The 26,753-nt window shown below is 67.4% G+C and carries 24 protein-coding genes; 8 read left to right on the forward strand and 16 right to left on the reverse strand.

Annotated features, from left to right (window positions below):
* Positions 1–138: 138 nt before the first annotated feature.
* The 5 genes from rplI to Q4A20_RS08470 form a co-directional block, all read right to left on the reverse strand.
* Positions 139–594 (reverse strand): 50S ribosomal protein L9, encoded by a 456-nt coding sequence (rplI, locus tag Q4A20_RS08450; protein ID WP_303122277.1) that lies wholly within the window; start codon positions 592–594, stop codon positions 139–141.
* 14 nt (positions 595–608) lie between these two features.
* Positions 609–845, reverse strand: a complete 237-nt coding sequence (gene rpsR / locus Q4A20_RS08455) for a 30S ribosomal protein S18 (protein WP_303122278.1) — start codon at positions 843–845, stop codon at positions 609–611.
* Positions 846–979: 134 nt separating this feature from the next.
* Positions 980–1,573 (reverse strand): single-stranded DNA-binding protein, encoded by a 594-nt coding sequence (locus Q4A20_RS08460; RefSeq protein ID WP_303122279.1) that lies wholly within the window; start codon positions 1,571–1,573, stop codon positions 980–982.
* 25 nt (positions 1,574–1,598) lie between these two features.
* Entirely contained in the window at positions 1,599–1,886 is a 288-nt protein-coding gene (gene rpsF / locus Q4A20_RS08465; protein ID WP_303122280.1) for a 30S ribosomal protein S6, read from the reverse strand.
* Between the two features lie 214 nt (positions 1,887–2,100).
* Positions 2,101–4,494 (reverse strand): transglycosylase domain-containing protein, encoded by a 2,394-nt coding sequence (locus Q4A20_RS08470; RefSeq protein WP_303122281.1) that lies wholly within the window; start codon positions 4,492–4,494, stop codon positions 2,101–2,103.
* A 262-nt stretch (positions 4,495–4,756) separates the two neighbouring features.
* On the opposite strand from Q4A20_RS08470, the gene Q4A20_RS08475 reads away from it, so the two are divergent.
* Complete coding sequence (locus tag Q4A20_RS08475; RefSeq protein ID WP_303122282.1) at positions 4,757–7,627, forward strand: cation-translocating P-type ATPase; 2,871 nt, start codon at positions 4,757–4,759, stop codon at positions 7,625–7,627.
* A 113-nt stretch (positions 7,628–7,740) separates the two neighbouring features.
* On the opposite strand, the gene Q4A20_RS08480 is transcribed toward Q4A20_RS08475, so the two are convergent.
* Positions 7,741–8,892, reverse strand: coding sequence for a YafY family protein (locus Q4A20_RS08480; RefSeq protein WP_303122283.1), 1,152 nt, complete (start codon positions 8,890–8,892; stop codon positions 7,741–7,743).
* 113 nt (positions 8,893–9,005) lie between these two features.
* Here Q4A20_RS08480 and Q4A20_RS08485 point away from each other — a divergent pair, with 113 nt between their 5' ends.
* Complete coding sequence (locus Q4A20_RS08485) at positions 9,006–9,422, forward strand: VOC family protein (protein ID WP_303122284.1); 417 nt, start codon at positions 9,006–9,008, stop codon at positions 9,420–9,422.
* A gap of 4 nt (positions 9,423–9,426) precedes the next feature.
* Here Q4A20_RS08485 and Q4A20_RS08490 read toward each other — a convergent pair whose 3' ends face one another.
* The 5 genes from Q4A20_RS08490 to Q4A20_RS08510 form a co-directional block, all read right to left on the reverse strand.
* On the reverse strand, positions 9,427–10,395 hold the full coding sequence (locus Q4A20_RS08490; RefSeq protein WP_303122285.1) for an NAD-dependent epimerase/dehydratase family protein: 969 nt from the start codon (positions 10,393–10,395) through the stop codon (positions 9,427–9,429).
* Between the two features lie 59 nt (positions 10,396–10,454).
* Positions 10,455–11,468 carry a LacI family DNA-binding transcriptional regulator gene (locus Q4A20_RS08495; RefSeq protein WP_303122286.1) on the reverse strand — a complete coding sequence of 338 codons (1,014 nt, stop codon included), beginning with the start codon at positions 11,466–11,468 and terminating at the stop codon, positions 10,455–10,457.
* A 90-nt stretch (positions 11,469–11,558) separates the two neighbouring features.
* Complete coding sequence (locus Q4A20_RS08500) at positions 11,559–12,455, reverse strand: carbohydrate ABC transporter permease (protein ID WP_303122287.1); 897 nt, start codon at positions 12,453–12,455, stop codon at positions 11,559–11,561.
* Positions 12,452–13,429 (reverse strand): carbohydrate ABC transporter permease, encoded by a 978-nt coding sequence (locus Q4A20_RS08505; protein WP_303122289.1) that lies wholly within the window; start codon positions 13,427–13,429, stop codon positions 12,452–12,454. Before Q4A20_RS08505 ends, Q4A20_RS08500 begins: the two co-directional genes overlap by 4 nt.
* A 72-nt stretch (positions 13,430–13,501) precedes the next feature.
* Positions 13,502–14,845 carry an ABC transporter substrate-binding protein gene (locus tag Q4A20_RS08510; RefSeq protein WP_303122291.1) on the reverse strand — a complete coding sequence of 448 codons (1,344 nt, stop codon included), beginning with the start codon at positions 14,843–14,845 and terminating at the stop codon, positions 13,502–13,504.
* A gap of 860 nt (positions 14,846–15,705) precedes the next feature.
* Between Q4A20_RS08510 and Q4A20_RS08515 the strand changes: the two genes are divergently transcribed.
* Positions 15,706–17,127 carry a C2 family cysteine protease gene (locus Q4A20_RS08515; RefSeq protein ID WP_303122292.1) on the forward strand — a complete coding sequence of 474 codons (1,422 nt, stop codon included), beginning with the start codon at positions 15,706–15,708 and terminating at the stop codon, positions 17,125–17,127.
* Positions 17,128–17,150: 23 nt separating this feature from the next.
* Here the strand turns inward: Q4A20_RS08515 and Q4A20_RS08520 are convergent, their stop codons facing one another.
* Positions 17,151–17,729, reverse strand: a complete 579-nt coding sequence (locus tag Q4A20_RS08520; RefSeq protein WP_303122293.1) for a hypothetical protein — start codon at positions 17,727–17,729, stop codon at positions 17,151–17,153.
* Between the two features lie 120 nt (positions 17,730–17,849).
* On the opposite strand from Q4A20_RS08520, the gene Q4A20_RS08525 reads away from it, so the two are divergent.
* Positions 17,850–18,113, forward strand: a complete 264-nt coding sequence (locus Q4A20_RS08525) for a cation-translocating P-type ATPase C-terminal domain-containing protein (protein ID WP_303122318.1) — start codon at positions 17,850–17,852, stop codon at positions 18,111–18,113.
* Positions 18,114–18,117: 4 nt separating this feature from the next.
* On the opposite strand, the gene Q4A20_RS08530 is transcribed toward Q4A20_RS08525, so the two are convergent.
* Positions 18,118–19,431, reverse strand: a complete 1,314-nt coding sequence (locus Q4A20_RS08530; protein WP_303122294.1) for an MFS transporter — start codon at positions 19,429–19,431, stop codon at positions 18,118–18,120.
* Positions 19,432–19,706: 275 nt separating this feature from the next.
* On the opposite strand from Q4A20_RS08530, the gene Q4A20_RS08535 reads away from it, so the two are divergent.
* Positions 19,707–21,014, forward strand: coding sequence for an MFS transporter (locus Q4A20_RS08535; protein ID WP_303122295.1), 1,308 nt, complete (start codon positions 19,707–19,709; stop codon positions 21,012–21,014).
* A gap of 62 nt (positions 21,015–21,076) precedes the next feature.
* Positions 21,077–21,718 carry a TetR/AcrR family transcriptional regulator gene (locus Q4A20_RS08540; RefSeq protein ID WP_303122296.1) on the forward strand — a complete coding sequence of 214 codons (642 nt, stop codon included), beginning with the start codon at positions 21,077–21,079 and terminating at the stop codon, positions 21,716–21,718.
* A 33-nt stretch (positions 21,719–21,751) separates the two neighbouring features.
* On the opposite strand, the gene Q4A20_RS08545 is transcribed toward Q4A20_RS08540, so the two are convergent.
* Complete coding sequence (locus tag Q4A20_RS08545; RefSeq protein WP_303122297.1) at positions 21,752–22,069, reverse strand: hypothetical protein; 318 nt, start codon at positions 22,067–22,069, stop codon at positions 21,752–21,754.
* Between the two features lie 80 nt (positions 22,070–22,149).
* Between Q4A20_RS08545 and Q4A20_RS08550 the strand changes: the two genes are divergently transcribed.
* Entirely contained in the window at positions 22,150–22,500 is a 351-nt protein-coding gene (locus tag Q4A20_RS08550) for an alpha/beta fold hydrolase (RefSeq protein WP_303122298.1), read from the forward strand.
* Positions 22,501–22,711: 211 nt separating this feature from the next.
* Positions 22,712–22,945, forward strand: coding sequence for an alpha/beta fold hydrolase (locus Q4A20_RS08555; protein WP_303122300.1), 234 nt, complete (start codon positions 22,712–22,714; stop codon positions 22,943–22,945).
* A gap of 145 nt (positions 22,946–23,090) precedes the next feature.
* On the opposite strand, the gene Q4A20_RS08560 is transcribed toward Q4A20_RS08555, so the two are convergent.
* Positions 23,091–24,542 carry a glycoside hydrolase family 30 beta sandwich domain-containing protein gene (locus Q4A20_RS08560; RefSeq protein ID WP_303122301.1) on the reverse strand — a complete coding sequence of 484 codons (1,452 nt, stop codon included), beginning with the start codon at positions 24,540–24,542 and terminating at the stop codon, positions 23,091–23,093.
* Positions 24,543–24,617: 75 nt separating this feature from the next.
* Positions 24,618–26,753: a beta-galactosidase gene (locus Q4A20_RS08565; protein ID WP_303122303.1), complete on the reverse strand. Its 2,136-nt coding sequence runs from the start codon at positions 26,751–26,753 to the stop codon at positions 24,618–24,620.

Raw genomic sequence — 26,753 nt, forward strand, 5'->3', positions numbered from 1 at the left:
AACACCACATTCGCGCAGACAACCCACACCCGGCGAACCGCCACACCCTCAAACCGGAAGCGCCGTATAAAGACGTAGCCGACGCACCCGAGGGCGCGTCGGCTACGACCTAGTTATTCGTGTCAGCCGCTACCCGGCTCAGCGGGCGGGGACGACGTTGACCTCAAGGGGTGCCACGACGTCGGCGTGCAGGCGCACAGAGGCGCTGTGGCGTCCGGTGGACTTGATCGGGGGGATCACTTCGATCTTGCGGCGGTCGATGACGGGGCCGCCGGCCTCCTTGACGCCGTCGGCCAGCTGCGCGGTGGTCACGGCACCGAAGAGACGGCCGTTGTCGCCGGCGGCGGCGGTGACGGTGATGACATTGCTCGACAGCCAGGCGCGGGCCTCCTGGGCCTGCTCCAGGGAGTTGATGGCGCGCTTGCGGCGGGCCTCGGCCATCTGGTCGATCTGCCTCTGGGCACCCTTGGTCCACGGCGTGGCGAGCTTGCGGGGGACGAGGTAGTTGCGGGCGTAACCGTCCTTGACCTCCACCACGTCTCCGGCGGCGCCGAGGTTGGTCACGTCATGAGTGAGAATGAGCTTGGTGGTCATATTCGTGCGCCTCCTCAGCGGGCAGAACTCGTGTAGGGCAGCAGGGCCATCTCGCGGGCATTCTTGATGGCCCTGGCGATCTTGCGCTGATCCTGCACGGAGACGCCGGTGACGCGGCGGGCGCGGATCTTGCCGCGGTCGGAGATGAACTTCCGCAGCGTGGCGGTGTCCTTGTAGTCGATAGTGCCGACCTTGACGGCCTTCACCGGTGCGATCTTCTTCTTGGGCTTACGAAGCTGGGGCTTCGCCATGGTGGTACTCCTTGGATGCGGCGCCGGACGGCGCCCGTAGGTCTATTGCGAGATTTGAATGGCGCCGGATGGCGCCTGCCCGGCCTAACCGGGCGAATGCCGACGCGAAACAGCACCGCCGGCCGGAGAGCGAATCAGAATGGGGGCTCGTCACCGAAGTTGGTCGAGCCACCGGTGGCCCAGGGGTCGTCCGGGGCGCCGCCTGCCGGGGCGTTGTAGCTGCCCTGCTGGCCGCCCTGGCTGTAACCGCCCTGGCCGCCCTGCGGGGCGTTGCTGTAACCGCCCTGGTTGTATCCGCCCTGCTGCTGGCCGGCGTTGTAACCGCCTTGGCCGCCCTGATTGAAGCCGCCCTGGCCGCCCCCGCGGGGCTGGCGGGTGACCTGCGCCTTGGCGTAGCGCAGTGAGGGGCCGATCTCATCGACCTGCATCTCCACCACCGTGCGGTTCTCGCCCTCACGGGTGGTGTAGGAGCGCTGCTGCAGGCGACCCTGCGCGATCACGCGGGTGCCCTTGGTCAGTGACTCGGCCACGTTCTCCGCGGCGTCACGCCAGATCGAGCAGCGCATGAACAGGGTCTCCCCATCGCGCCACTCCTGGGCCTGACGGTCGAAGCTCCGCGGAGTGGAGGCGATGGTGAAGGAGGCGACCGCCGCCCCCGAGGGCGTGAAACGCATCTCGGGGTCCGCAGTCAGATTCCCGATGATCGTGATGACGGTATCGCCGGCCATTGCTTGTCTCCGTTCCGGTTCGCGCTCAGGCCTCGGCGCGCAGCAGCTTGGTTCGCAGCACCGACTCATTCAGGCCGAGCTGGCGATCGAGCTCCTGGGCCACCTCCGGCGTGGTAGTCATGTCGACGACCACGTAGATGCCCTCGGACTTCTTCTTGATGTCGTACGCGAGACGGCGCTTGCCCCAGACGTCTGTCTTGTCCACGGTACCCCCGTTACTGGGAACGACCTGCAGCATCTTTTCAAGCGCGGAAGCGATGGTGCGCTCATCCGTCTCGGGCGCGAGAATGATCATCATCTCGTAATGACGCATGCTTTGTACCCACCTCCTCTGGTCTCAAGCGGTCACGGTCTCTCCGTGACAGGAGGGTGATGCGTTCGGCCGCGTCGTCCGGCCCGCAGGAACGTGCACGGAGTCGGCGGCTCGCCGGTCACCATACCTGAGGGGACCGGTTCGCTGAAAGGCGGTAACCACGGCACCAGGCGTGCGGTGCGCCACGCATCGGCGCGGTGGAGCCGGATGGAGGCTACCGCCCCACGCCCTGCTGGTTCTGGCGGCCGCCGCTGTCACCCGAGCCGTCACCGTTGCCGCCCGGATTCTCACCAGTGTCGTCTCCTCCGCCCGGGTTCGGATTGAAGTCACCTCCCTGGCCGCCGGGAGAATCGCCATCTTCGTCATCGTCGTCATCGTTGTCGTCATCGTCACCACCCGGAGTGGGGACGTTCTGCTCCGGCGCTTGGGTCGCGGGGGCCTGCTGAGTGGGCTGCTCAATGGGCGCCTCGGTCTGAACCGGGGCTTCGGGGGTGTTGTTGGTCGTCTCCACCGGTTCCACCGGGGCGGGGGTGCCGTACAGGCCGCCGGGAGTGTATGAGCCGGCCGTGCGCTCGGGGAAGTCCTCTATCGGCAGATCCGCGAGCGCCGTGGTCATGTACTCGGTGAAGATGTCCGCCGGATAGGTCGAGCCGGTGATCTCCCCGTAGTAGCCCCAGGGGGTGATCGACTCCTCCGAGCCGTCCTCCCCGGTCTGGTAGAGAGTCACCGCCGTGGCGATCTGGGGGGTGTAGCCAACGAACTGAGCGGATTTGTTGTCAGAGGAGGAACCGGTCTTCGCCGCGACCGGCCGTCCGAGTTCGAGCGCCGTCGTACCGGAGCCGGCGTTGACCACCTGCTGCATCGCATAGGTGGAATCGGCCATCACGTCGTCACTGAAGACCTTCTCACCATCCTTGGAGCCGGTGTAGGCGACCGAACCCGCGGAGTTGGTGACCGTATCGACGATATGCGTGTCGCGCTTGGTGCCCTGAGAGGCGAAGGTCGCGTAGGCGGTGGCGATGTCAATCGTATGCGGCGAGGCCGAACCGAGAACGTTCTGGACGTAGGCGTCCAGACCCATGGTGTCCTGCGGATAGCCCGCACGCACCGCCACCTCATTGGTCACCTCCGGGCCCACGTCTCGGTTGAGCTGCAGGTAGGTGGTGTTGATCGAGTAGGTGGTCGCCTTAACCAGGTTGGACCAGCCGTAGGACACGTTCTGGAAGTTCTGGAAGGTGGTGCCGTCGATGACCATGGGCGAGTCGCCGTTGTAGCCGTTGGCGAGCGTGTCCCCGTTCTCCAGCGCGGCCACCATCGCGAAGGGTTTGAAGGTGGAGCCGGCCTGGGCGACGGCGTCGGTGGAGGAGTTGACCTGGTTGGTCAGGTAGTCCTCCCCGCCGTACAGGGCGAGGATGCCGCCGGTTCTGGAATCAATCGACACCAGTGCCGCACGCAGATTCGGCGAGGCCCCCTCGGGCAGATTGTTGACGGCGGCGACGGCGGCGTCCTGGTTCTTCTTGTCGATCGTGGTGACGATCCTGTAGCCGCCGGTGTCGATGTTCTCGGGCTCCATGCCGGCTTTGGCCTCCAGCTCTGCGCGCACCATCTGCAGCAGGTAGCCGGTGGGGCCGCCGTAGGTCTCCTTCGTCTGGGTCGCTATGGTCTCGGGCATTTCGGCGGAGTTGTACTGCTCCTGGGTGATGTAACCGTCCTCAAGCATGTAGTCCAGCACGCGCTGCCAGCGGGCGGCGGCCTGGTCCGGGTCCAAGGCGGGATCCCAGTTGCTCGGCGAGGGCAGGATGCCGGCCAGCAGCGCCGCCTCCGATACCGTCAGCTCGGAGGCGGGATGACCGAAGAACGCCTCGGAGGCCGCCTCGATGCCGTATGCGCCGCGCCCGAAGTAGACGGTGTTGAGGTAGGAGCCGAGGATCTCCTGCTTGCTCATCTCCCGGTCGATCTTGATAGCCATGATCGCCTGTTTGAACTTGCCTACGTAGGAGCTGGTGGTATCGACGTAGTAGTTCTTGATGTACTGCTGCGTCAGGGTGGAGGCCCCCTGGAGGGCACCGCCGCGCAGGTTGTTGACGAAGGCTCGGATGATGCCCTTGGGGTCGATGCCGTTGTTGGAGTAGAAGGTGCGGTCCTCGGAGGCGACCACGGCGTTGCCCACGTATTCGGGCAGCTGGGTCGCATCAATGATCTCCCGATCCACTTCGGCGAACTCACCCATGACGGTGGTGCCGTCGGCGTAGTAGACGGTGGTTGTCTGCGCCTGGGCGAACTCGCTGGGCTCGGGCACCCTGACCATGGAGTAGGCGACGGCGAAGCCGGACACGGCCAGCACGATCAGGAGCAGGAAGCTTCCCAGCATGAACCGCCAGCTGGGCAGCCAGCGGCGGATCGGTCCCTTGCCGGCGCGCGGGTAGTTGATTCGGCGACGCCGCCCCACAGCCGCCCCGTCCACGGCCTTGTCCGCACGGCCCGCGGGACGCTTACTGCCCTTGGGCCGCTTCTCCTTGTGCGCCTTGGTCACGTGCCCGGCGCTGGCCGCCTGGGCGAGCTTCCGGCCCGTGGGTCGGGTACCACCCTGATTCGCGGAGTCTGCCATGCGCTCCTCTTCCTGTCCGCAGCTTCGTCCGGCTTCATCACATCACGCCGAGGGGTCCTCGGGCCACCATTCGGCCTGTCAGATAGGTCAATTGTGCGCGCCGAGCACGCTCGGGCACCAGCGGGAGACACACGCAACTCATCCTCGTGCCGCAGCCTATGAGGACGCTGTGACGCCGTTGAACTCCACCCGAAACGCGACCGGGAGGCGCTGACGGCGAACGGTGCTCGACGTCGGGGCGCACCGCTGGTGGGATATGCCCGTGACCGCACAGTTGACCGCCCCTGTCGCTCCGCCCACCGCGCCCTGGTCCTTGCCGGGCGAGGAGGTGGCGACGTCCTTGGGCACCGACCCCGAGATCGGTCTGACAGCCGACTCCGCCGCCGCCCGACTGGCCGCCGACGGCCCCAACGAGCTTCCCAGCAGGCCCCCGGTACCTGCCTGGCGCCGCTTCCTGGCGCAATTCGCCGAGCCGCTGGTCTACCTGCTGATCCTCGCGATCGTAATCTCCACGGTCGCCTGGGTGCTGGAGGGCGCCCACGGCGTGCCCGTGGACGCGCTGGTGATCTTCGCCGTCATCACCCTCAACGCGGTGCTCGGCTTCGTACAGGAGAACAAGGCCGCCGACGCCGTCGCCGCCCTGTCCGCCATGACCCGGGCCTCCAGCACGGTACTGCGGGACGGGGCGCGCGTCGTCGTCCCCTCCGCCCAGCTGGTGGTCGGGGACGTGCTGATCCTGGGCGAGGGCGACCAGGTGGGAGCCGACGCCCGCCTGCTGTCGGCCGCCTCCCTGCGCGTGATCGAGGCCTCCCTCACCGGTGAGGCCGACGCCGTCTCCAAGAGTGCCGAGGCCGTCGCCGCGGATGCGGACCTGGCCGACCGCGCCGGCATGGTCTACCGCGGCACCTCTGTGGCCCAGGGATCCGGGCAGGCCGTAGTCACGGCCACGGGCGGGGCGACCGAAATGGGTGCGATCGCCCGCATGCTCGACGCCGTCGAGGACGAGGACACCCCCCTGGAGCAGGAGATCTCCCGCGTATCCAAGATGCTGGGCGGGATCGTAGTGGTGATCGCCGTCGTGGTGGTGGCCACCCTGCTGGCACTCACACCGGAGCGGACCGCGGACTCCTTCATCGACGCCCTGCTGCTGGGGGTGTCCCTGGCGGTGGCGGCCGTACCGGAGGGTCTGCCGGCGATCCTGTCGGTGGTGCTGGCGCTGGGCGTGCAGCGGATGGCACTGCACAAGGCGGTGGTCAAGAAGCTCAGCAGCGTGGAGACCCTGGGGTCGGCCTCCGTGATCTGCTCGGACAAGACCGGCACACTCACCCGCTCGGAGATGACCATTCAGGAGGTGGTCTCCGCCTCCGGCACCACGGTGGTCACCGGCATCGGCTACGAGCCGAGCGGCGACGTGGCCCCCGATGCCGACCGCGACGGCCGCCCGGACGCGGAGCCACTGACCGGGGCGCTGCGCGATGAGGTCACCGTGGTGCTCTCCGGCGGGGCCATGGCCTCCGACACCGAGCTGGCCGAGGACGCGGGGGTATGGAGCGTCGTCGGCGACCCCACTGAGGGTTCCTTCCTGGTGGCCGAACGCAAACTCGGCACACAGGGCAGTCGGGAGGGCCGCTTCACCCGGGTGGGCATAGTGCCCTTCACCTCCGAGCGCAAGCTCATGAGTGTGCTTTACACCGACGCCAAGCACGGCACCACGATTCTTCTGTCCAAGGGCGCCCCCGATGTACTCATGGAGCGCTGCGCCTCGGTGCGCGTGGGCGACACGGACCGGCCTCTGGACGCCGAGGTGCGTGAGGAGTTCGCGGCACACATCGCCGACATGTCCGGCCGGGCACTGCGCACCCTGGGGGTCGCGTATCGGACGCTGGACGCCGGTGAGGCAGCCGCCGTCGCCGAGGCGGGCGCCGACGGCGTCTTCGAGCACTTGGAGCATGGGCTCACGCTGGCCGGTGTGGTCGGCATCATCGACCCGCCCCGCCCGGAGGCGGCCGCCGCCGTCGCCGAGGCGCACCGCGCCGGGGTGCGGGTGCTCATGATCACCGGCGACCACCCGGCAACCGCCGGGCGCATCGCCGCCGACCTGGGTATAGCCGAGCCGCGGGCGCGCGTGGTGACCGGTCGGGAGCTGTCCGGCATGGACGACGCCGAACTGGCGGACGTCGTCGGAGGCGTGAATGTGTATGCGCGGGTGGCTCCGGAGCACAAACTGCGGATCGTGGGGGCGCTCAAGGCGCAGGGGCACACGGTGGCCATGACCGGCGACGGCGTGAATGACGCCCCCGCGCTGCGCTCCGCCGACATCGGCGTGGCCATGGGGGTGACCGGCACACAGGTCACCAAGGAGGCCGCCACCATGGTGCTGGCCGACGACAACTTCGCCACCATCGTGGCCGCCGTGCGCGAGGGGAGGCGGATCTTTGACAACATCAGGAAGTTCCTGCGCTACCTGCTGTCGTCCAATATGGGCGAGGTGCTCACGGTGTTCGGCGGCGTGGTGCTGGCGGGCGTGATCGGGCTCGCCGGGCACAGCGACTCCGGCGTGGTGCTGCCGCTGGTGGCCACCCAGATCCTGTGGATCAACCTGGTCACCGACTCCGGCCCGGCCCTGGCCATGGGTGTGGACCCGAGCGTGGAGGACGTCATGGGGCGCCCACCGCGCCGACCCGACGAGCGGGTCATCGACGGCGCCATGTGGCGCGGCGTACTGCTGGTGGGGGCCGTCATGGCGGCGGCTACGCTGGGCACACTCGACATCTTCCTGCCCGGCGGGCTGATCGAGACCTCCCTGAGTGTGGACGATCTGACCACCGCGCGCACCGCCGCCTTCACCACCCTGGTGCTGGCGCAGTTGTTCAACACCGTCAACTCCCGCTCCGAGACGGTCTCCGCCTTCAAGCACCTGCTGGTCAACAAGTGGCTGTGGGGGGCGATCGCCCTGGGCGTGGTGCTGCAGGTGGCGGTGGTGGAGGTGCCGTTCCTGCAGGCGGCCTTCTCCACGGCGAGCCTGGACCTGACGCACTGGGCGATCGCGGTGGCCATGGCCTCACTGGTGCTGTGGGTGGACGAGCTGCGCAAACTGGTGCGCAGGGCGCGGCTGCGGCCCCGGGAGAGCTGACCGCCCTCCCCCAACCACCACACCACCGAGTTCGGTAGTTGTTACGTGCCGAGATCGGTAGAAGTTACGTACCGACCGCCTTGCCGTCACAGGCTCTCACCCGATTCACGACATCAACTGTCGTGTTTCTTAGACTCGTCTTCGTCGGTGTGGTCAGCCATAAGCTGCTCGGCCAGCTCGCGCATGCTCGCCCGCAGCTCGGGAGGCTCCAGCACGCGCACCTTTCCGGCGAGTCGGGGCAGCGCCTCCAAGGCGTGGGAAATGTCGGCGAAGACCACTCGCGCCCGCACGGATGGGCAGTTGTCTGCCGAGGACACGGGAATCTCACCGTCGCCGAGGGCGACGTCGGGCTGCTCCCCGCCGGCCTCGATCGCCTCCACCTGCACCAGGCTGCGCAGCCGGCCGAGGGCGTCCGGCTGCAACTCCAGGAGCGCGGGCAGGGGATGAAACCGGGAGCGGAAGCGCTCGCGGGCGGCGTGCCACTCGCCGAGCAGATCGAATCGGGCGTCAACAGATTCTGCGGCTTCTGCAGACGCGGCCCTCCCAAATCCGGTCGACTTGCCAGATCCTTCCTCCGACCCCGCCGAGGCCGACGACGATTCCGCGCCGTCGGCCTCGCACGTCTCCAACTCGTCAATGCGGTCCAGTCGGAAGAAACGAGTCTCGTGCTCCGCGCGTCCCACCAGGTACCAGTCGGAGCCCGCGCACAGCAGACCCAGGGCCGGGCTGACCACCTCCCGAGTCGCGCCCGACTGACCCGGCGTGTAGCGGAAGCGAACGCTATATCCGCCCTCGACCGCCGCCAGAGCTTCCTTCAACCACGATCGCCCGCCGATGCCGGGCAGCCACCCCTCGGGATCTATGACCACCCGGGTCCCCAGGCGCACCGTCTCGCCCGACTCTTCGGGTGCTCCTCGTGAGGCTGCGGACGCCGCCACCTTGTCGAGTGCCCGCTCAACGGCGTCATCCAGGCCCAGGGCTCCCGCGCCGGCGAGCGAGACGACCGTAGCCAAGGCCCGGGCCTCATCCGCTTCAAGGCCCAGCAGGTCCGGGCGCCAGTGTGGCAGCAGGCTCACGCCGCCACCGCGCCCCTGCCGCGTGTAGACCGGGACACCCGCGGTGGAAAGGGCCTCGACGTCGCGCAGTACGGTGCGAACGCTGACATCGAGCCGGTCGGCAAGCTCCGTCGCCGGCGTCGGCGCGGAACGTCCGCTCAGCATCCATATCATGCGCAGCAGCCGATCCGCCCGCATCTGCTCCCCCATCCATGACAGAAGACGTCCGGTTTTCTCTCCAAGAATGAGCCTAACCGGTGGCGAGGGCCGCCGTGGCTCGTGCCTCCACCGGAACCGTGGACAAGCCGCACAAGGAGACACGCATGAAAGCCGACCTCAGCGCCTACATCAGCTTCGCCGGGCAGGCCCGCCGGGCACTCACCTACTACCGCGAAGCCCTGGGCGGAGAGCTGGACATTGAGACCTTCGCCGCCTGGGAGGTTCCCGCCGATCCGGGCCACGGACAGGACGTGCTCTACGGCGTGCTGCGCACACCGGACGGCTTCGTGCTGCGCGCGACCGATCGGCCGCTGTCCGAGGAACCGGTGGCAGTCGGCTCCGCCGTAGCGCTATGTCTGAACGGAGAGGAGCGCGAGCGTCTGACCGACTGTTGGAAGGGCCTGGCCCGGGACTCACAGATCGTCGAGCCGCTGGAGCAGACGCCCTGGGGTGACCTCAACGGCGTGCTCGTGGACCCCTTCGGCATCCGCTGGATCTTCAACATCGGCGCCTCGGAGTGAAGGCTCAGCCGACCGTCTTGATGCCGGTGGAGTCGAGCAGGTCTCGCACGGTCATTGCCAGCGGTCGGGGCAGGAAGCCGAGTTCCTCACGGGCCCGCCGATTGGAGACCGTCGGATTGTCGGACAGGGCACCGAGCGCGGCCGGCGTGAAGACGTCGGTGCCGAGCCGATGCCCCACCACTTCCCCTAAGGGCGCCAATGGCCGCGCCCACTCCAGCGGAATCGCCGGGTGCAGCGGCCGCCGCCCAGCCAGGATCGCCCCGAGCGACATCAGAGTCACCAGCTGCGCGCGCGTGCCCCCGAGCAAATACGAGCGGCCCGACCGGCCCCAGTCGAGGGCCACCGCGATGGCGGCGGCGACATCCCGCACATCCACCCAGTCGAAGCCACCGGTCACCACCGGGGGACGGGATCCCCGCGCGGCGGCGAGAATGAGTCGGTTCACCCGCGAATCGCGATCGACGGGGCCAATGATTCCGGTGGGCAGACAGATCACGGCATCGAGCCCTCGCGCGACCTCGGCCGCCACGGCCCGCTGCCCCACGGCCTTGGAGCGGTCATACAGCGGGCGATTCGCATCCGCCAGTGGCGTGGCCTCGGTTATGGTTCCGGCGGCGGAACAGTCCAGGGCGTGAATTGAGGAGCAGTGCACCAGGCGGATGCCGCGACGACGCGCCGCGGCCGCCACCAGCGCCGGACCGTGGGTGTTGAGCCGCCAGGCGGCGGGATCGCGCCGCCGCAGGGTGATGCGGGCGGCGAGGTGGACGACGGCGTCGCAGTCCTCCATCGCCCCGCCGAGTTCCTCCGAGTCCAGCACGGAACCCGTCACCCATTCCACATCAACCGGCAGCGGGTGCTCCGGCGCAGGACGACGCGGCCCCAGGGCACGCACCTCCCAGTCCGCCGCCACTAGCCGCGGCAGCAGATTCGACCCGAGGTAGCCACGGGCGCCGGTGACAAGGACACGCTTCACACACCAAGTGTCTCGCAAAGGTCACGCGAAGGCCACCCTTGAGCAGTAATTCACGACGCCTACCAGGGGCGAGGTTCGAATCTCCTGGTGGTGGCGCGAACGACGAGTTCGGTCGGCAGCACCCTGTGCACGGGTGTGTCCGCCCCGTCTCCAAGCGCAGACAGCAGCAGTTCGGCACCACTACGCCCCTCTGCCAGCACGGGTTGCCGAATGGTCGTCAGTCCGAACAGCTCCGACATCTTGTAGTCGTCGAAGCCCACCACCGACAGATCCTCGGGAACACGGATGCCCATGGACCGCGCCGTGTGCATGGCCCCGATCGCCATTTCATCGCTCATCACGAATATGGCGGTCGGCGGCTCGGCCAGGCTCATCAGCCGAGCCACGGCCAGGCATCCACCCTGAACGGTGTAGTCGGCCTCGACGACCAGTGCGGGATCGCGAACGACGTCGGCCTGAGCCAAGGCCTCCAGGTATCCCTGGTGACGCAGGCGCGAGGACTTGAAGCCCATCGGATGATCCAGTTCACCGCTGATCAGGCCGATACGCCGGTGGCCCAGGTTGAGCAGGTGGCGCACCGCCGTGGCCGCAGCGGCGCGATCATCGATCATGACGGAGCTGACCTGCGCCGTCGCCTCGCCCAAGGTGGTCAGAGCAATGCGGTAGCGCCCGAAAAGTTCAATCTCCTCTTGGCTCAGCGCGAGGGAGAAGACCAGCACCCCTCCCACCACGTTGCGCAGGGGCATGCGCTCGAAGAAGCTCCGGCGGCCATCGACGTCTACCAGGTTGTACAGCAGGACGTCATGCCCGGCCGCCCGCAACACCTGCTCCGCACCGGTGATCGCCTGCCCGAAGAACCATCCCGTCACATAGGGCACGAGCAGGCCGACGGCATTGGTGCGCCCGCTGGCCAGGCGTCGAGCCGAGGTGTTGACCACGTAGTCAAGCTCGCGCGCCGCATCTTTCACCCGACGGCGCGTCGCCTCCGAGATCTGCGGGTTGTCGCGCAGGGCCCGCGACGCCGTGGATATCGACACCTTGGCGGCCCGGGCGACGTCGGCGATCGTGGTCATCGGTCTCCTCAGTTCCCACGCTCCCCCAGTGAGCCTCGCGGGGCCCTGTCGGGACGACGCGATCCGTGCGGCATCGGCCCGGGGCGGCGGTCAGCTCTTCACTGACCCCGCCATCATGCCGCGCACGAAGTACTTCTGCAGCAGGAGGAACACGGTCACGGGCACGATGATGGAGACGAATGCTCCCGCCGTCAGCAGGTTCCAATCGTCCCCGTAGGTGCCCGACAGGTCGGCCAGACGCACCGTCAGCGGGGCGGTCTTCGCGGTACCGCCAGCGTAAGTGAGCGACACCAGCAGATCGTTCCACACCCATAGGAACTGGAATATGAAGAAGGAGGCCATGGCCGGGGTGAGCAGGGGCAGGACGATCCGAGTGAAGATCGTAATGTGTCCGGCGCCGTCCACCTTGGCGGCCTCCACGATTTCCCGCGGAATGTCCGCCATGTAGTTGTGCAGCAGGAACACGGCCAGCGGCAGGGCGTAAATCGTGTGGGCGATCCACACCGCCACGAAGGGCAGGGTCTTGGACACCCCGGAACCCACGAATATGCGCATCAGGGGAACGAGTGTCATCTGGATGGGGACGATCTGGAGGGCGAAGACGACCGTGAACACCAGGTCGCGTCCGCGCCAGTCGATCATGGAGAAGGCGTAGGCGGCCATGAGCGCAAGCAACATCGGCACGAAGGCGCCGATCAGGGTGATCAGCAGGGAGTTGAAGAAGTAGTTGCTCAGCTGATTGGAGGCCGACCCGCCGAACAGGACGTCGGTGTAGTTGTCCAGCGTGAGGCTTGGCCTGGCCAGGAAGGTCCACCAGCCGGAGTTGTTCAGGTCGGACTTGTGCCTGAAGGAGGAGATGAACAGGCCGAAGGTCGGCACGGTCCACAACAGGGCTATCAGCAGTGACAGCCCGGAGGCGGCCTTGGAGGTCAGTGCCGTATGGGTGCGGGCCCAGATCGACGGCGTGGCGGGAGCGGCGGCGCTCATCCTCGTACCTCCCGGTTGCGGCGGAGCTGATGGACGTTGAAGGCGATGACCGGCGCCACCATCACCAGCAGGAGCACGGCGAGGGCGGATCCGATTCCGGGTTGTCCGAACCGGAAGGATTGGTCGTACATGGTGTTGGCGATCACCTGGGTGTCGTACTGGCCGCCGGTCATGGTGCGGACAATGTCGAAAACCTTCAGCGATCCGATGGCGATGGTGGTGAACACGACCACCAGGGTCGGCCGCACCAGGGGAATGGTGATGTTGGTCAGCATGCGCAGGCCGCCGGCGCCGTCCAGTCGGGCGGCCTCGACGACGTCCACCGGCATGGCCTTGATGGCGGCTGACAGCAGCACCATGGCGTAGCCGGTCTGCGTCCAGATCATCACCACGATCAGGAACAGCGTGTTCCCGGGGGAGTCGATGAGGAACTGACGCGGTTCCTGGCCGAGCCAGACGAGGAGCTGGTTGAGCAGACCGATCTGGGGCCGGGAGATATCCCGGTAGGCGTAGACGAACTTCCAGATGATGGAGGCCCCCACGAATGAGATCGCCATCGGCATGAACATGAGGGTCTTGGTGAAGCGTTCGAAGCGGCTGCCGTCTATGAGCAGGGCGTACAGGAAGCCGAAGCCGGTTGAGGCCACGGGGACCACCACCAGCCAGATCAGGGTGTTCAGCAGCGAGCGCACGGCGGCCGGGTCCGTGAAGATCCACTGGTAGTTGTCCAGGCCGACGAACTGCGTCTGCGTACCGTCGTACAGGGACATCAGAGCCGTCCCACCCATGGGATAGACGAGTCCCACCGCCAGCAGTAGCAACGCGGGTCCCGCGAACACCAGGGCGATCATCCGCTCCCTCGCACGCCACCGCTCCGCCAGTGCGACCACGAGCACCACCAGGGCGACGACGATCGCGATGGCCGCCAGCGCCAAACCGACTTGCAGGAGCTTGTCCTGCCATCCTGCCAACATGGTTGTTCTCCTGTCCTCCGGTTCCCGGGTACCGGGGGGCGGCACACGCCGGCGCCGCCCCCCCGGGCGAGTTCAGTCGTTCCAGCCGGACTCGATGTCGGAGAGCACCTGCGTCGTGGTGGATCCGAGCACCCAGTCGGTCATCCCCTTCCAGAAGGTGCCCCCGCCCACGGCGGTGGGCATCAGGTCGGAGGCGTCGAAGCGGAAGACGGCGCCGTCGGACTGGAGTAGTTCGATGGCGTTCTCCAGCTGGGGTGTCGGGGCGTTGGAGGCGTCCACTCCGGTGTTGGCCGAGACCATTCCCTGGGTGACGATGTCATTGGCCCAGGTGTCCGAGGCCAGGTACTGGCGCACGGACTCCACGGCCTCGGATTCGGTGAAGGCGACGGTGAACTCTCCTCCGCCCACGAGCTGCTTGGGGGCATCGGCGCTGGTTCCCGGCAGGTAGAAGCCCCAGACGTCGCCATCCGGGGCGACGGTGACGTCATCGTCGAAGGTGGCCGAGGCGGTGCGGTGGGACATGTAGCAGGACTCCCCGTCCGTGACCGCGGTCAGGGCGTCGATCTGGTTGGTGGAGGCGATCGAGGTCACGTCCCCGAAGCCGGCGTTGACGTAATCGGCGTTCTTGAGGATCTTCCCGACCTCATCGAGCGCCTTAACGATCCGCGCATCGTTGAAGGGGATCTCATGGGCGATCCACTGGTCGTACACGTCCTCACCGGCGGTGCGCAGCACCAAGTCCTCCAGCCAGTCCGTTCCCGGCCATCCCGTGGCGGCCCCGGACTCGAAGCCGTCGCACCACACTCGCTGCCCCGTGTCTGCCTGAATCCGGGCGGTCAGGTCGAGCAGCTCCTGCCAGGTGTTGGGGGCCTCGTAGCCACCCGCCTCGAACAGGGGCACCGAGTACCACACGTAGGACTTGACTCCGGTGGTCAGCGGCGAGCCGTACAGGGTGCCGTCGACCGTGGCGTAGTCGGAGAAGGACTCCGACCAGCCCGCCTCAACATTGGCGGCCACCGCGTCGGAGGCGGGGATGAGCACATCCTGCTGGGCGAGGGTGTTCAGTAGTGCCGGCTGGGGGATGAAGGCGATGTCCGGAGCATTGCCTCCTTGGATGCGCACCTGGATCTGCGACTCGAAGTCGGTCGAGCCCTCGTAGACGATCTCCGCCCCGGTGCACTGGGAGAAACCCGCCCAGGAGTTCTCCAGACGCTCCTGATCGCCGCCGACGTAGGGCGAGTAGATGTTGATCGTCTCCCCTGACAGGTCGCCCCACTGCTCGTACTTGGCGCAGTCCGCCTGCGCGTCGGCGGCCTGCCCGCCCCCGGGGGAGCAGGCGGCCACGCCCGTGGTGGCGAGGACGAGTGCGCAGGCGAGCGCCGCTGCCCGGCGCGGCGTACGGTTCACAGATCGCATATGCCGATCCCTTTCTGGTGACCTCAGCGGGAACGACGGCGTGCCTACGCCTGGCCATGGGACGGCCCGAGCCCAGCTGCGGTGATGGGTTGAGAGAGTCGCGGTTGATGGGACTGAGCCGGTGGGTACCGGCCGGTGTACACGGCGTCATCGATGATCACCGCGCAACACGACGAGCATACGTCGGCCTGGTCGGTTTACGCAAGCGCTTGCACAACTGGCACTGTCCTGGCGTGAGATAGAAGCAGCTGTTCTCCAGCACTTAATTCGCATTGCCGGAAGGGCACAGTGGCCTCCGGCATCGAATCACACACAGTTCTGCCTAGCGCTTGCACAGCGTGAGGGACTTCAGGTACGCACCACCGCCGTCGACGTCGCACCCTCCCGGACTGCGCACGGCAGGGTGCGGCGCAGCCCTTTGCGGCCGGGGATCCGGTAGGGCCTCAGCCCAGCCCGGGCAGGCCAATCACCTCGCGGGGCCAGTCCGCCAGGGCGTGCACGTGGCTGCGGTAGAGTAGCGCCACACCCCACACGAAGCCCACCAGACCGACCCACACGGCCCGCGACCACCCGACGTCGGCACAACCAGCACCGCCACCCCCGCAGCCACACGGAAGAAGATCAAGAACCTCACCAGCAGCACGGCCCGCTGATGGAGAAGCCACCAAGCGGCCAATGCCATGGCAGCCAGTCTCCCAACGCCGAGGTAGGCGCAAGGCGGGTACCCATACGCTGGTGGTGTTGGTGTCGGTGGGGTTACAGTGAGCGCGTATTGATGGGAGCGTGATCTTCGCCGGGCTGGTGGCTGTGGTGCTGTCAGCCGAGGCGCGGTGGTGCGTGGTAAGGAAAGGGAGGCCGGTATGGGTTTGAGTGCGGACGCGGTCGCCGGCGGGGTGGTTGGTGAGGTTCCGGGCTCGCCCGGCGGGGTGCTGGCGGTGGCGGACTCCTGGCGGGCCAGTGCCCGGGTGCTGGGCGAGGCCGCCGACTCGGTGGTGTCCTCGCGCCTGGCGGTGGCGTCCTGGCAAGGGGAAAGCGCAGAGGCGTTCCGCTCCTCCTCCCGGGGTCTGGAGCGGGACCTGGATGAGTCGATCACCGGCCTGCTGGACGGGGCGCATCATCTGGAGGCCTACGCCCAGGTGCTGGTTGAGGCCCAGGAGGCGTTGGAGCGGCTGCGGGCGCTGGTGGTGTCGGCGCTAATGGAGGCCGTTGACTCGGCGGCGCCGGCGGTGCTGGTGGCAGGCGTGCGCTACGCGGCCGCGGGCGCGGCGGTAGGGATCCGGGCGCGGGTCAGTATTGCGGCCATGCACACCGCGGCCGCCCTAAACGCGGTTGGTGCCGGTTCCGGGGTGGCGTCGGGGACTGGCGCCGGCGGCGCGTATGGGGGTGGCGTGGCTGGTGCGGGCAAGGGCGAGGATGACGGTACCGGGAGCAAGACGGCTTTCAGTGATGAGGACATCCGCAGGTTGCGGCAGCAGGCTGACGGCTCTGCGGACTGGGACCCCGTAGACCAGGCGGATATTGGTGATTGCTACTTTCTGGCGACTTTGGATGCGTATTCGCTGTCTGAGGATGGGGAGCAGTTCCTACGGGATCATGTGCGGTGGAGCCAGGAGGATCAGGCGTTCATCGTCACCCTGTACAACTTCTTCGGTTTTCCGGAGGAGATCAGGGTCACCGACTACTACACCGACGGTAACCAGGGTGATGATCTGGGTGGTGGGCGGCGGGGGCCGAACCTGATGAGCGTGTATGAGCGCGCCTACGGCCAGTACCTGGGCGACCACAGCCTGCCGTACGGCAGGCCCGGCGATGCGATGCGGGCGATCTCCGGGCAGTACGGCCCGCCAGTAGTTGACACCAGAGGCACCTCGGGCTTTCTGGGGGCGGTGCGCGAGGATCATCAGTACACCGATGAGGAGTGGGCGCAGATCGAACAGGCCGTGCAGGATGGCAGGCCGGTGGTCGCGGGCACAGGCGGCGATTTCAGTGATGGAAGTACGGCGTCGGATGCGACCGCCAACACCGACGCCGACGTCGCCGACAGGCAGCATCCGGACGCCGCGATCGACGGTCGCGACAGAACCGGCGACTACCAGATCGCCGAAGGTCACGCCTACACGGTGATTGCGATAGACGAGGAGTACGTGACCCTGCGCAACCCCTGGGCGCACAACAACACCGCCGACGGCTCCGACGCCGAAGACGACGGCATTATCCGCATCACCCGTGAGGACTACGAGAAATACTTCAACCGCACCGACATCGGCGGAGAAATACCATAACCAAAGTCATGTCGCGTGAGTGCTCACATTATTCGCTCGACTCCGGGGTCGAGGACGATGTACACCTTGTAGGTCCAACCTCCTAATCGGTAGTCGGGGAAGAGCGGTTCTGGATTAACGGCGAACAAGGTGACTGTGCCCAGTCCGTCGATGTGAGTAGTTTCTCCCAGTCGTAGTTCAATGGGCTCTTGGATGCCGTCATTGTGACGCCACAGCAGCGTGCCGATCCATTCGTGCCCCTCCGAGCGCAATGGTCCTACTTGCAATTGGCCTGCTGCGGTCTGTAGTGGCTCGATACTCACATGAACCTGTGCGTAGGTTCCTCCCTTGGCGGCAAGCTCATCGGGCAACGGCACCTCCCGTACTGGCGGTCTGGTCCACCACAGCCAACCGGAAACGCCTCCCATCACCACCAGCGCGACCGCCAGGAACCCTCGCAGGACGTTCCGCATGAGGCGTCGGCCCGGCGAGACTACCGAGATGTCTCCACCTGATGGACTCACGGCACCATAGCCGACGGATTCTGCTTCCTTGTCCGCTCCAGCGGGGGCCATCTCGGACCGAGCACCGGACCTCCCGCTGTCGTCGATTGCTGCTGCCACTGCCAACACGCTCCTTACCCATCACGGGTGACCAAATGGTGACGATCCTACGCGGACGTGATATCGGATGGTAGCCTGCCTTGCGGATGAGTCTCCTTCACCACCCTGGTGCTGGCGTAGCTGTTCAACACCGTCAACTCCCGCTCCGAGACGGTCTCCGCCTTCAGTCACCTGCTGGTCAACAAGTGGCTGTGGGGGGCGATCGCCCTGGGCGTGGTGCTGCAGGTGGCGGTGGTGGAGGTGCCGTTCCTGCAGGCGGCCTTCTCCACGGCGAGCCTGGACCTGACGCACTGGGCGGTCGCGGTGGCCATGGCCTCACTGGTGCTGTGGGTGGATGAGCTGCGCAAACTGGTGCGCAGGGCGCGGCTGCGCGCCACCGCGTGAGGAGTCAGCCCAGCCCGGGCAGGCCGACGACGGCGCGGGGGCGACCGCCCAGCGCGCGCAAGCCACTGCGGTAGGCCAGCGCCACGCACCATACGAAGATCACCAGCGCCACTTGCACCGAACGCGACCAGCCGACGTCGGGCATGACCACTACGGCCACCCCGGCCGCGACACACTCGGCGGTGTTGAACAGGACGTCGTAGATGGAGAAGGCGCGGCCGCGGTAGGCATCGGCGGTGTCTGCCTGGACGATGGTGTCCACGGCGATCTTTGCACCCTGCACCCCCACGCCGAAGATGAAAATCCCGACAGTCATGAGGGTCTGCTGGTAGGTGGCCACCAGCAGGAGCTGCCCGATGCTGCCACCGAGCAGGCATATGACGATCCAGGCCGACGGCGTTACGCGCTCGTGCGCCAAGGGGGTGAGCACCACCGCCAGGCCATGGCCGGCGATCATGGCGCCCATCAGGGTGGCGAAGACGGCGAGTCCCGTATCGGCGTCCTCGGGAGCGGCGAGCAGATTGCGGGCGGTGAGGATCATAGTGATCACCTGCATGCCGTACACGAAGCGGTGCAGCGCCATGGTGGTCAAAGCCAGCCCGGGGGTTCCGCGGCGCACCAGATAGCGCACCGCGTTGACGAGGTCACCCGCGGTGGCCGCGAGCGCGGCGCCGAGTCCGTCGTCGGCGGGCTTGTCCGGGCCGAGCTGCCCGGCGCCCAGACGGGTGACGACGCCTGCGGCCAGCAGGTACAGGACCATGGCGGTCAACAGGCTGGCGGTGTCCTGGGCGGTTCCGGCCGGTAACGCCAGGCGCAGTATGAAGCCGATGACGGCGCCGAGCGCGGTGGCCGCACCGCCCAGTGTGGGCACGATCGAGTTGGCGGTCAGCAGCCGCCGACGGTCGATGATCTGCGGCAGTCCCGCGGACAGCACGGATAGCAGGAAGCGGTTGACGCCGAGGGCCACCAGCACCAGTACATAGACGGCGGGGCCGACTCCCCCGGCGCGCAGCGCCAGTGTGGTCAGTGCGATGATTCCGGCGCGCGCCAGGTTGCCGTACAGGAGGGTCTGGCGGCGGCGCCAACGATCGATGAATGGGCCGGTGAAGGGGCCGACGACGCTGAATGGCAGCAGCATGACCACCAGTGCCGCGGCCACGCCGGCGGCACTGGTCATGTTCTGCGGTTGGAAGAAGAACAGGGTGGCCAGGCCGGCCTGCACCATGCCGTCGCCGGTCTGCGAGACGAGCCGGACGCCGAGCAGGGTCCGGAAGGCCGGTACGGAGGAGAGGTCCTTGAGGTCGTCGGTCAGGCGCATGGGCATAGCCTTCCGCATGCGCGGTCCGACGGCAGTGAGGGTTCGGTGTGAGATCGGGTCGGGAGCGCGGCGGTGCCCGCGTCGACGTCGCGTGGTGGGTCAGCGGCAGGATCGGCCCGCGAGGGCGGCGGCGCCCGGCACCTCACCGTCGAGTGCCTACGTAGCGGGCACGCTTGACAGTCCGCCGTCCGGCCCTTAATCTACCGATCGTACTTACTAAGTAGTAAGTAACCGTCTTTGACGAACATAGCCGTTCGATGAAAGGACTAACGCACGTGGCACAGCAGCCCGCGTCCCCCGCCGAGGAAGACGCCTCGGTCCCATCCAACCTCGCGCCCGACACCGGCCTGCCCCTCGACCGTGGCGCCATGGTGCGCTTCGGGGCGGGATTCCTTTTGATCTCGGTCCTGTGGGCAGTGGGACTGAGCATCATCGCCTCCGTCCTACTGCCACAGCGCCTCAAGGACCTCGGTGTTGACAACCCCGATGCGCTCCTCGGCACCATCAACGCCATCACAGCCGTGGTATCCCTGGTTTCCAACCTGGTCTTCGGCAACTTCTCCGACCGGACCCGTTCACGCTTCGGCCGCCGCACTCCCTGGGTCGTCTGGGGAGGAATCATCGGCGGAGTCACGCTCTTCGCCGTTGGCGTCATCGGCAACACCAAGCTGCTGACGCTCGACTACTGCCTGTGCATGGTCGGCCTGAACATGATGCTCGCTCCGGCCGTGGCGGTACTGTCCGACCGCGTACCCGAGTCCATCCGCGGCACCATGTCGACCTTCTGGGGCGTAGGCGCGGCGATGGGCTACCCGCTCGGTGCGATCATCGGCGCCTCCTTCATCACCGCAGGCTCGGCCGCCACCTCGGGCTTCGTCGTCGGCGGCATCCTCATGGGGATCTCCGGCATCGTGGCCGTGGCACTGTGGCCCCGGGAACGCTCGGCCGCCGACCTGCCGCCGGCCGGCCAGTCCCTGGCCGACCTGGCCCGCTCATTCATTCCGCCCACCCGCGGTGCCAGTGACTTCTACAAGGCGTTCTTCGGACGCTTCACCATGCTGATCTCCTATCAGATGATCAACGCCTACCAGCTGTACATCATCCAGGATTATCTGGACCTGTCCACCGGTCAGGTCGCCTCCACCGTGGCGGTCACCAACACCATCATCCTGGTGGTGAGCCTTGCCGGCGGATTCCTCGGCGGGCCGCTGTCAGACCTGCTGCACCGGCGCAAGGTACCGGTAGTCATGGCCTCGCTGTGCTTCGCCCTGGGTGTGGCGATGCCCTGGATCATGCCGACGACGACGGGCATGTACCTGTTCGCCTTCATTGCCGGCTTCGGCTACGCCGTGTACGGCTCAGTCGATCAGGCCCTGAACGTGGACGTGCTGCCCAACCCCGAGACCGCGGGCAAGGACCTGGGCATACTCAACATGTCCACCACCTTCGGCCAGATGTGCGGTCCGATCATCACCTCCTTCGTGGTCACGCACACCGGAAGCTACTCGCTGGTGTTCCCGATATCCATCGCCTGCGCAGTGATCGGCTGCTTCTCGATCCTGGCGATCCGCAAGGTGCGCTGAAACCCTCCTCGCCCGCGGCCGGTCGGCGCCTCGATCGCACCGACCGGCCGTAGAATCGGACCATGCCGCCGTCCTCAGCTAAACGCCATCGCATGACCGCCGCCGAGCGGCGCGAGCAGATCGTGGACGTCGCCACCGAGTTGGTGGCCAAGCACGGCTTCAATGGCCTGTCGCTGCAGGAGGTGGCCGACGCCGTCGGCATCACCCAGGCGGGTCTGCTGCATTACATCGGCACCAAGAACGGCCTGCTGGAGCTACTGCTTTCAGGACGATACGACCGCCAGGGCACTCCGCAGGACTTCATCGACTCGGGAGACCCGGCCGCCACCCATCCGGACGGTATCAGCCTGCCGGCCTACTTCCGCTACCTGGTGTCCTTAAACGAGGCCCGCCCGGAGTTGATGGAGCTGTATATGACGCTGGGGGTGGAGGCCACTGACCCGCGCCATCCGGCATACGACTACTTCATCAACCGACCCGACCAGGTGTGGGACTACTATTCCTCCTTCGCGTGGCGGCTGCCTCCCGAGGTCATGGCGGCAGGCGGCTGGGAGACGATGCGGCCGCTGGTGGAGATGGCGATCGAGGCGATGGACGGCGCCCAGATCCGCTTCTTCCGCCACCCGTCCATCTCCCTGACCGAGGAGTGGGCGCGCTGGGAGGCGGTGCTCTTCCCCTCCCCAACCTGGGACGACTACCGCTAGCCGGTCTTGCGTTTTCCGACCCCGGGGTACGTTTTACGACCACCCCGGGGTCGTGTAATACACCCCAAAGTCGGAAAACGCGACGACGACGCAGCCACGCACGGTGAGTGACACGAGATACTTTCTGTCGGTGAGCTTCCAGTACTGGCGCAGCAGCCCCCTCCGAGGAGCCACTGCCACTCCCTGATCGACGGCGAGTTCACGCTCGAGGAGCGCGACACCGGCCGCACGCGCGTCGTGCATGCCGGCGAGGCCTTCGGCGAATCCATCGGAAACGCCCACGCCGAAGTGGTCGTCACCTACGCCGGAGCCGAGGACATCCCGCTGTCCATACCCGCCACTGACACTCATCCTGCCGCGCTCGTCCCCGCCGGACGGAGCCCTGACACACCCCTGTAAGTAACACCGCCAAAAGTCGAACGGAGTAAGGCATGCACCCTGAGCAACGACTCATCCCGACAACCGACGGGATTGAACTCGCCGTCGACGTTCTCGGGCGAGGGCGTCCCATCGTGATCATCCACGGCTCACTTTCAACCGCCGCCCACTGGCAGGCGGTCGCACAGCCCCTGTCCAACCACTTCACCGTATTCGTGATGAACCGGCGCGGCCACGGGCCAAGCCCGGAAGGGCCGCAGCACTCCCTGGAGCATGAGGTCAAAGACGTTGCTGCCGTGATGGCCGCGGCCGGCCGAGATGCCGCACTGTTCGGGCATTCCTTCGGGGGAGCCTTGCCCTGGCCTATGCGAGCGCGAAGGGCACTGTGCCGCCCGCCGCGTTGATCGTCTACGAACCGGGCATTCGCTTCGATACTCCAACCGGGGACGGCCCCATCCCAGCAGTCGAGGAGCTGCTGCGTGACGGGGACCCGGAAGGCGCGCTGATCACGGGAATACGCGAGTTCGCCGGGTTCTCCGAGGAGGAGATCGCCGCCGTCCGAAGCCGCCCGGCTGGGCCGAACAAGTGGCGCTCGCCCCCACCTGGCCCAGGGAGATGCGGGCCATCAACGCACTCGGCGCTTGCCCCGAACGATTCAACCGGATCGCCACAAAGACACTGCTACTCCGAGGTTCCGCGAGCGCCGCCTGGCTGCGCCGCACGGCCGCCGAAATGGCGCAGGCAACACCGGGCACAAGGCTGACAGACCTTTCCGGGCACGGCCACGCCATCAACACGACAGCCCCTTCCAACCTGGCGAAAGTCATCCGCTCTTTCCTGCAAGACTGAGCCCACCCCCGCTTAAGAACCAAACACCCCGGCCCAAGGCACGAGGACTGCTGATAGCCAGCCAAGGCCCGTTGCCCCCGCCCGCCCCCACCGCCAACCGCTACCGACACCGCCTTCCTACCTTCGCCCGCACTCCGCGCGCCACTCAGGCCAGCGGCTTGGGGGCCACCTCCACGTGCTCGGCTGGCACCACCACGGTGACCAGGGAGTCGGCGGGGGCGGTGAAGGACACGTTCTTGCCGCCCACGCCCACCACGAATTCCTGCGGAGTGGTCATGTCGTTCTGGGCGGCCACCACCACCGAACCGTCCGGGTTGTGGAAGGCCAGCAGGTTCTCATACCCCGTGTAGGACAGCGCCGGCACGAAGCGGGCGCCCGGCTGCACGAAGCCGGACAGGTGCCGCAGCACGTAGTACTCGTAGGTGAAGCGGCTCCTGCCGGTTTCGGGGTCCACGGTCACCAGGGAGTTCTGGCTCCACCCCCAGCGGGAGACGCCCCCCTCGTCCAGGGCCAGGTTCCAGTAGTCGTAGACGCTGGCGCCGTTGTTGAAGTAGTGGCGCATCATGGTCCAGGCGTAGCGGGCGTAGCGCCAGTCGTTCTTGCCGTCGCCGCACTCCTGCTCGGACTGGTAGATCTTCAGCTCCGGGTGGTTGTGGTGGATGAAGGGCACGGCCCGCTTACCGTCCCACTGGAAGCCGACGCCGGCGATGTGCGGGCCCACCTCCGGATCGGCCAACACCTTCTCCACCATCGTGTCATCCGGGCGCTCCATGGTGCCGAAGAAGACCTCCACGCCGCGCTGCTCCATCTGCGGAATCAGGTGCTTCAGGAAGGCGATCAGGCCTTCCGGCGTCCAGGTGCAGGCGGGGTAGATCTGCGCGGAGTTGAACTCGTTCTGCGGCATGACCATGGAGATGTCGATGCCGCGCTCGGCATAGGCGTCGATGAACTTGCCGAAGTAGCGCGCGTAGGCGTCCAGCACCTCCTCCGTGAGAATCAGCCCGTCGGTGCCCTCTTCGATCTGGTTGTCCGGGGACAGGCCGTTGTCGAAGTTGGTCTGCTCACTCATGGGGTTGGGGGCGGCGCAGGCGTAGTGCTTGTTGCGTTTGAACCACGACGGCGGCCCCCAGGGGGAGGCCCACAGGGTCAGGTCGGGCCGGTGGGCCTTGGCGGCCTGAATGTATGGCACCAGGGTGGCGTCGTCGTGCTCGATGCTGAAGTGCTCCAGGGCGAAGTCGCCGTCTACCTCGTCGTAGGAGTACCAGTCGGTGGCGAAGTCATTGGCGCCCACCGGCATGCGGCACACGGTGAGGTTGGTGCCTACACCGGGCGCGAAGATCTGCCGCAGCACCTCGGTGCGCTCGGCCTCGGACAGGCGGGACAGCGCCACCCAGCCGAGTTCGTTGAAGCAGACACCGAAGCCGTCGATCTCCTGGGCGGGCGCGTCCAGCCGCAGGAAGGCGCCGGGGAAGGTCTGCATGGGCTCGATGGTGACAGGGGTGTCCGGGGTGAACCAGGGGTCGGCCTCGGTGGTGGCGTAGAACTGGAAGCCGGCGGCTTTGGCAGCGGAGACGTTGGCTGGGCTGGTGTCGGTCATGGGTTCTCCTAATGGCGGGGATTTTGTGCTTCGTTGCGATTGGTTGGCGGCGTTTCGCCGCTGTCAGTGGCCCGCTCAGGCCTCGACGACGAGGACGCCCCAGGCGGGGAGGGTTACGGTGGTGCCGGCCTCGAGGCGGGCGCCCGGGGCGGCGGCGGTGCCGAGCACGTCGTCCCCGCTCACCGGCAGGGCGATCTCGACGGCGTCGTGGGAGTAGTTCAGGAAGTAGCCCAACTGCCGACCGCGGCCGTTGGTGCCGCGGCGCACGGTGATCGTCCCGCCCAGCATCTCGGGCCAGCCGATGAGCCCGCGCTCGTCGAGGACGGTCAGGACGACGGCCCGGAGGAGCTCGGGGCTCGTCCACGTCGCCAGGTGCGTGACGGAGCCGGACTCGCCCAGGCGGCGTCGGGCGATGGCGGGGCCGGACCAGGCGTGGTGCTCGTAAGTGGCCAGCACCTCGACCTGCCCCGTCCCCTCGGGGGCCTCGATGGGGGTCAGCAGCTCCATGAAGACGCGGGCGTCGAGGTCAACCGGCTCCGTGCCCGTGAGCACCGGGGAGTCGAGGACCCGCGCCAGCGCCCCGGTGGGGGCCAGGCGCACGCCCTCGGGCCGGGTGAACTGGTCGGTGCCCAGGCCGAGCAGGCCGGACAGGCCGTGGGGCTGGCGGTCACTCCAGACCTGGACGTTCTCGTCGGCCACCGCGGTGCGGAAGGTCGTGATGAGCGACCCGCCGCCGGTGGCGTAGGCGCGCAGGGCGTCGATGGTGGACTGCGGTGCGCTGTACAGGGCGGGCACGACGAGGAGGTCGTAGCGCTGCAGGCGCTCCAGGGGGGCGTCGGCGGGCACGACGTCGACCTCGATGTTGAGGTCGAACAGCGCGTCGTAGACCCAGCGCACGACGTCGTTGTAGCCGGCGCCGCCGCCTGCGAGCCTGCGGGGGAAGCCGGCCTCGAGGCTGAACCACTCCAGGGCCGTGCAGGCCTCGTTGGAGACCATGATGGCGGCGGTGTTGCGCTTGCTCAGCCCGGCCAGGGAGGCGGCGTGCTCCTTCAGCTCCCGGCCGATGACGCAGGCCTCCCGGTAGGTGGGGTTGGGCGAGTAGTCCTGGGAGAGCAGGCCCTTCCAGTAGGTCTCGAAGGAGTTGTGGATCGAGCCCCAGTGCCAGTACATGACGCCGCAGGCGCCCGAGGCGAGGTGGGAGTAGGCCTGCAGTCGCAGCTGGCCGGGGTAGGGCAGCCAGCCCATCTGCCCCTGCGCCTGCGTCTCAAGGACGAGATAGGGCGCGCCGTCCTTCAGAGAGCGGGAGATGTCGCCGCCGAAGGCGATCTCCTTGCCGGTGAGGTGGTCCTCGCCGGGGTGGTAGATGTCGACGCCGGCCAGGGTGACGGCGTCGGCGGCCTGGAAGTGGTCGACGGCGGGCTGGATGCCGAAGGAGTAGCCGCGCCACTCGTAGTCGAAGTTGTGGGTGACGAACTGGTCCTCACGGCGGTACTCGTCGACGATGGCGCGCTGCCAGGCGAGGAAATCGGTGACCAGGCGGCGACGGAAGGCATCGAAGGCGGCGGCCAGGGAGCCGTTGATGGTGCCGGTGACGTCGGGGAAGTCCTCCCAGGCGCCTACGCGGTTGGACCAGTAGTTCAGGCCGAACGCCGAGTTCAGGGCGTTGAGGCCCTCCTGTCCAGCACCGAAGCGCTGCTTGAGGCTGTCGACGAAGGCGCGCTGAATGTCGGCGTTGGCGGCGTCGTAGTACTTGGTCTCGTTGTCCAGCTGGAAGCCGACGACGTGCGCGCGCGGCGCCGTGTGCTCGGCCAGGGCGCGGATGGCGGCCTCGGCATAGAGCCGGTAGGCGGGAGCGAGGATGTTCATGTTCTGGCGTGGCCCGTACTTGTTGGGGCCGGCGGCGGTGACGCCGAGGACTTCGGGATGGCGGGAGGCCAGCCAGGTGGGGATGGCGGCGGTGGGGGTGCCGATGATGACGTCCAGGCCGTGCGCGGCGGCGGCGTCGAGGGCGCGGTCGATGTGGGTGAAGTCGAAGACGCCGGGGGCGGGGTTCCAGGTGCCCCAGGTGAACTCGGCGATACGGATGGTGGTGAAGCCTGCATCCACCATCATCTGCATGTCGCGTTCAAGCCGGTCGGGGCCCGCGGCGGCGGGGGTGTACTCGTCATAGTAGGCGGCTCCAAAGATGAGCCGGCCCGAGTGCTGCGTCAT

This window comes from Actinomyces sp. (assembly GCF_030530635.1).
GTDB lineage: Bacteria > Actinomycetota > Actinomycetes > Actinomycetales > Actinomycetaceae > Actinomyces.

Excerpts from the sequence above, each read along its gene's own strand:
- rplI (WP_303122277.1), bottom strand. The coding sequence starts at position 594 with ATGACCACCAAGCTCATTCTCACTCATGACGTGACCAACCTCGGCGCC.
- rpsR (WP_303122278.1), bottom strand. The coding sequence starts at position 845 with ATGGCGAAGCCCCAGCTTCGTAAGCCCAAGAAGAAGATCGCACCGGTG.
- Q4A20_RS08460 (WP_303122279.1), bottom strand. The coding sequence starts at position 1,573 with ATGGCCGGCGATACCGTCATCACGATCATCGGGAATCTGACTGCGGAC.
- rpsF (WP_303122280.1), bottom strand. The coding sequence starts at position 1,886 with ATGCGTCATTACGAGATGATGATCATTCTCGCGCCCGAGACGGATGAG.
- Q4A20_RS08470 (WP_303122281.1), bottom strand. The coding sequence starts at position 4,494 with ATGGCAGACTCCGCGAATCAGGGTGGTACCCGACCCACGGGCCGGAAG.
- Q4A20_RS08480 (WP_303122283.1), bottom strand. The coding sequence starts at position 8,892 with ATGGGGGAGCAGATGCGGGCGGATCGGCTGCTGCGCATGATATGGATG.
- Q4A20_RS08485 (WP_303122284.1), top strand. The coding sequence starts at position 9,006 with ATGAAAGCCGACCTCAGCGCCTACATCAGCTTCGCCGGGCAGGCCCGC.
- Q4A20_RS08495 (WP_303122286.1), bottom strand. The coding sequence starts at position 11,468 with ATGACCACGATCGCCGACGTCGCCCGGGCCGCCAAGGTGTCGATATCC.
- Q4A20_RS08500 (WP_303122287.1), bottom strand. The coding sequence starts at position 12,455 with ATGAGCGCCGCCGCTCCCGCCACGCCGTCGATCTGGGCCCGCACCCAT.
- Q4A20_RS08505 (WP_303122289.1), bottom strand. The coding sequence starts at position 13,429 with ATGTTGGCAGGATGGCAGGACAAGCTCCTGCAAGTCGGTTTGGCGCTG.
- Q4A20_RS08510 (WP_303122291.1), bottom strand. The coding sequence starts at position 14,845 with ATGCGATCTGTGAACCGTACGCCGCGCCGGGCAGCGGCGCTCGCCTGC.
- Q4A20_RS08515 (WP_303122292.1), top strand. The coding sequence starts at position 15,706 with ATGGGTTTGAGTGCGGACGCGGTCGCCGGCGGGGTGGTTGGTGAGGTT.
- Q4A20_RS08530 (WP_303122294.1), bottom strand. The coding sequence starts at position 19,431 with ATGCGCCTGACCGACGACCTCAAGGACCTCTCCTCCGTACCGGCCTTC.
- Q4A20_RS08540 (WP_303122296.1), top strand. The coding sequence starts at position 21,077 with ATGCCGCCGTCCTCAGCTAAACGCCATCGCATGACCGCCGCCGAGCGG.
- Q4A20_RS08545 (WP_303122297.1), bottom strand. The coding sequence starts at position 22,069 with ATGAGTGTCAGTGGCGGGTATGGACAGCGGGATGTCCTCGGCTCCGGC.
- Q4A20_RS08550 (WP_303122298.1), top strand. The coding sequence starts at position 22,150 with ATGCACCCTGAGCAACGACTCATCCCGACAACCGACGGGATTGAACTC.
- Q4A20_RS08555 (WP_303122300.1), top strand. The coding sequence starts at position 22,712 with ATGCGGGCCATCAACGCACTCGGCGCTTGCCCCGAACGATTCAACCGG.
- Q4A20_RS08560 (WP_303122301.1), bottom strand. The coding sequence starts at position 24,542 with ATGACCGACACCAGCCCAGCCAACGTCTCCGCTGCCAAAGCCGCCGGC.
- Q4A20_RS08565 (WP_303122303.1), bottom strand. The coding sequence starts at position 26,753 with ATGACGCAGCACTCGGGCCGGCTCATCTTTGGAGCCGCCTACTATGAC.